The sequence below is a fragment of the Rhizobium sp. Root1203 genome (genome assembly GCF_001424945.1).
In the GTDB taxonomy this organism is placed as follows: Bacteria; Pseudomonadota; Alphaproteobacteria; order Rhizobiales; family Rhizobiaceae; genus Rhizobium.
In genome coordinates, this window is sequence record NZ_LMCW01000060.1 from 1 (window position 1) to 2,793 (window position 2,793).

The 2,793-nt window shown below is 54.7% G+C and carries 4 protein-coding genes; 2 read left to right on the forward strand and 2 right to left on the reverse strand.

Features of this window, described 5'->3' with window-relative positions; all coding sequences use genetic code 11:
- Positions 1-570: TIR domain-containing protein (locus ASC97_RS29365; protein ID WP_200959564.1), on the forward strand; the 570-nt coding region annotated here is incomplete at its 5' end.
- 254 nt (positions 571-824) lie between these two features.
- Here ASC97_RS29365 and ASC97_RS29370 read toward each other — a convergent pair.
- Positions 825-1,244, reverse strand: a complete 420-nt coding sequence (locus tag ASC97_RS29370; RefSeq protein ID WP_057471874.1) for a type II TA system antitoxin MqsA family protein — start codon at positions 1,242-1,244, stop codon at positions 825-827.
- A gap of 2 nt (positions 1,245-1,246) precedes the next feature.
- Positions 1,247-1,552, reverse strand: coding sequence for a type II toxin-antitoxin system MqsR family toxin (locus tag ASC97_RS29375; RefSeq protein ID WP_057471875.1), 306 nt, complete (start codon positions 1,550-1,552; stop codon positions 1,247-1,249).
- Between the two features lie 848 nt (positions 1,553-2,400).
- Between ASC97_RS29375 and ASC97_RS29380 the strand changes: the two genes are divergently transcribed.
- A complete protein-coding gene (locus ASC97_RS29380; RefSeq protein WP_082530225.1) occupies positions 2,401-2,736 on the forward strand; it encodes a peptide-methionine (S)-S-oxide reductase in 336 nt (111 codons plus the stop codon).
- The last annotated feature ends 57 nt before the right edge of the window (positions 2,737-2,793 follow it).

A 2,793-nucleotide genomic window follows, 5' to 3' on the forward strand; every position in this document is an offset into this window, starting at 1 on the left:
CTCAGACCTGGAATTAATCCCAGCACTAATGCTGGTTCTAATGCCAGAACATCGCTCAACTGGCTCGTTCAGCAAAATCCGTTCGCCGGACGCTCACGGGAGAAGATACGTGTCTTCATCATCTCGTCTGCGGAAGCTCGGCATGTGGGCGGGATGGTTCGAAACGCATTCCAGCACGACACAGATCAAATCATTGCGACGCTGTGGACCGATGATGTCTTCAAGGTCGCAAACTACACCCTCCAGGACCCCGAGACCCAGATCGACGACTCGGACTTCGCCGTCGCCATTGCGCACGCCGATGACCTTACCGAGAGCCGAGGGAAACCGTGGCCTAGCCCGCGAGACAACGTGATATTCGAACTGGGCCTCTTTATGGGCAGGCTTGGACGCGAGCGCGCGATCTTGATGGAACCGCGCGAAGAGAAGGTGAAGCTTCCAAGCGATATGAGCGGGATTATGACCATTCCCTATAGATACGAGGTCGGAAAAGACGCAGCCGCGTTGATGGCGCCTGCGTGTGACGCGTTACGGCAGCACATCCTGCGCTTGAAGGCGTTTAACGGGTGACCGTCATCCACCTGACACGCGCCGAATATTCAGAAAATTCGCACCGAACCCGGAAAATCACTGAATCAGTGGAAAGCTACCCGAGTTAGTCACTGGGCCTTCCGGGCGGATTGCGCTCAGCAACGGGATGCCGGCATGCTTCGCGCCAGCGGGCAAGACGCCGCCCGACGCTAAGCTATTTCATGTTGTGATAGGATGGAGAACGGCTACGGCGCAAAGCACAGGTAAATTAGCGTCGTAATCGCTGCGACTCCTCAAGCAGCTCTAGTACGCTCTTCTTTCACCTCGGAGATCAATTCCGGATGCCTGTCGAGAATTGAAAGCAGTTTAACCAGAGAGACTGGAGGTTTCGCGCGCCCACGCTCATAGCGCGAGAATGCGTTATCCCCTCCACCGAACACGCGTCCGGCTTCCTTCTGATCAAGATCGAGTTTCTTCCGCACTTTGGCTATGAAGGCAGGATCCACGCCGCTTTCTTCGTTCACCTGACGCTTGAATGCTCGCATGTCCGCGGCAACGCGGTCGCCGTTCAATCTGTCAAGAACGACTTCATCACATGCCGGGCAGAAGTCACCTTCAACATCTCTGATCACAGTGGTCTTGGACTTGTAAGTGTACGGAATGTCCCGCGTTTCATGAGACAAATCCGCACCACCGCATATTGGGCACTTCATGATCACTTCTCCTTAAAGGACACTATCAAAAGTCCGTTGGTTATGGTCAGCTTGATATAGGCTTGCGTGGTAGCGTCGATAAAAGGTCGGTAGACATCTTGCCATATTGTGTCGTCTGCGTGTGTGGTCATGGACTTGTGTAGATCACCGCTGGTCAGTTTTCTGATGACTTCGCACATTTCATCGAGTGTTTCGATCCCCAAATCGTCGGCTCCATCGTATGCAGTATACGTGGCGCGAACATCATCCTCATCGATACAGGCGAAGACATCTTCCAGCGGGTAGTGAGCAACCTTCTTCTCGGTCATGATTGAATACACCTATTAGGTCAATTTGGCAATTAGGTTTTTTCATTTTTCGGGCACCCGAACGATACCGAATGTCGTCTTAGGGGTTTCAAGTTAACCGCACGTTGCATTTCGGTTGCAAAATCGCTGCTCGCAACCACGCCCGCATCGCTCGCTGGCGGGAGCCTTCAAAGATCGCTAGCGTCACGCGACACCCGGGAAGAGAGCAAAGCCCGGGTCAAACAGTTCCGCACCCACCTTCCAGTATGGAGTTGAAGGACAGCTTCTCTTCCGGTTCCAGATACGTCAAGTCGGGTGACAGACACTATCCGTGCGGCGGATTGGGTGCACCCTGTGCCTTCGCTGTTGTCGAAATCGACCCCGGCGCTCAGATATCCTGAAAAATGACATCGACGTTCCTGATGCCCGATTGTACGGATCTGTGTCGATTTCAGCATGCGCGCTGGCCGCAATGTGTTTCGACCTGGAGAAGAACCAAGAAACTCAGAGTTCCTTCACCTTTGGAACGAACGTCTCCGCAACCGCTACATTCCAAAAAAATCCGTTCTTCGCCAACGACTACACATCCTATAGACAGGGCGAAGTTCAGAGAAGGGCACCATGCTGGACGAAACAGACCGTAAATTCGCTTTCACGATTTCTAGCCTGACGAAGGCGTGTGGTCGCTCAGACCAGGCTCCTGCGCTCACTGGCTGTCCGCGAGGGAGAGATATTCGCTCTGATGGGAAAATGATCCGATTGATAGTTCCTCGAGTGGAACTGTCCCGCTCTGGCGACTGTCGCAGTCGATCAAGCCTGAATTGCTCAAGAGGGCTGCGATGAATGGGTCGTCAGCGACAACTAGCGAAATGCGGCGGTGGCGGCGCTGGAAACGCCGTTGGCCCCGCGCAACATGGGAGTTACCCTTGCATTTGGAACAAGCAACTTTTGGAGCGGGATGTTTTTGGGGTTCCGAGGCGTTTTTCCGGGCCGTCGAGGGCGTCGTTGACGCACGCGTCGGTCACGCGACCGGAACCGACGGCTCCACGGCACCCGGCCGCATAGAGGTCGTTCAGATCGATTTCGATCCATCGGTGGTCTCCTACCGGGAACTCGTCGAGCTCTTTTGGACCAGCCACGATCCCACCGCTGTCGACCGACAGGGTGTTGGTTTCCACGCAGAACTGAGCCGGTTGGGCGCATAATTTCCATTGAGAATTGAGCCATGTGAACCTTCCCCCCAACGCGGTGAGCGACGGGGG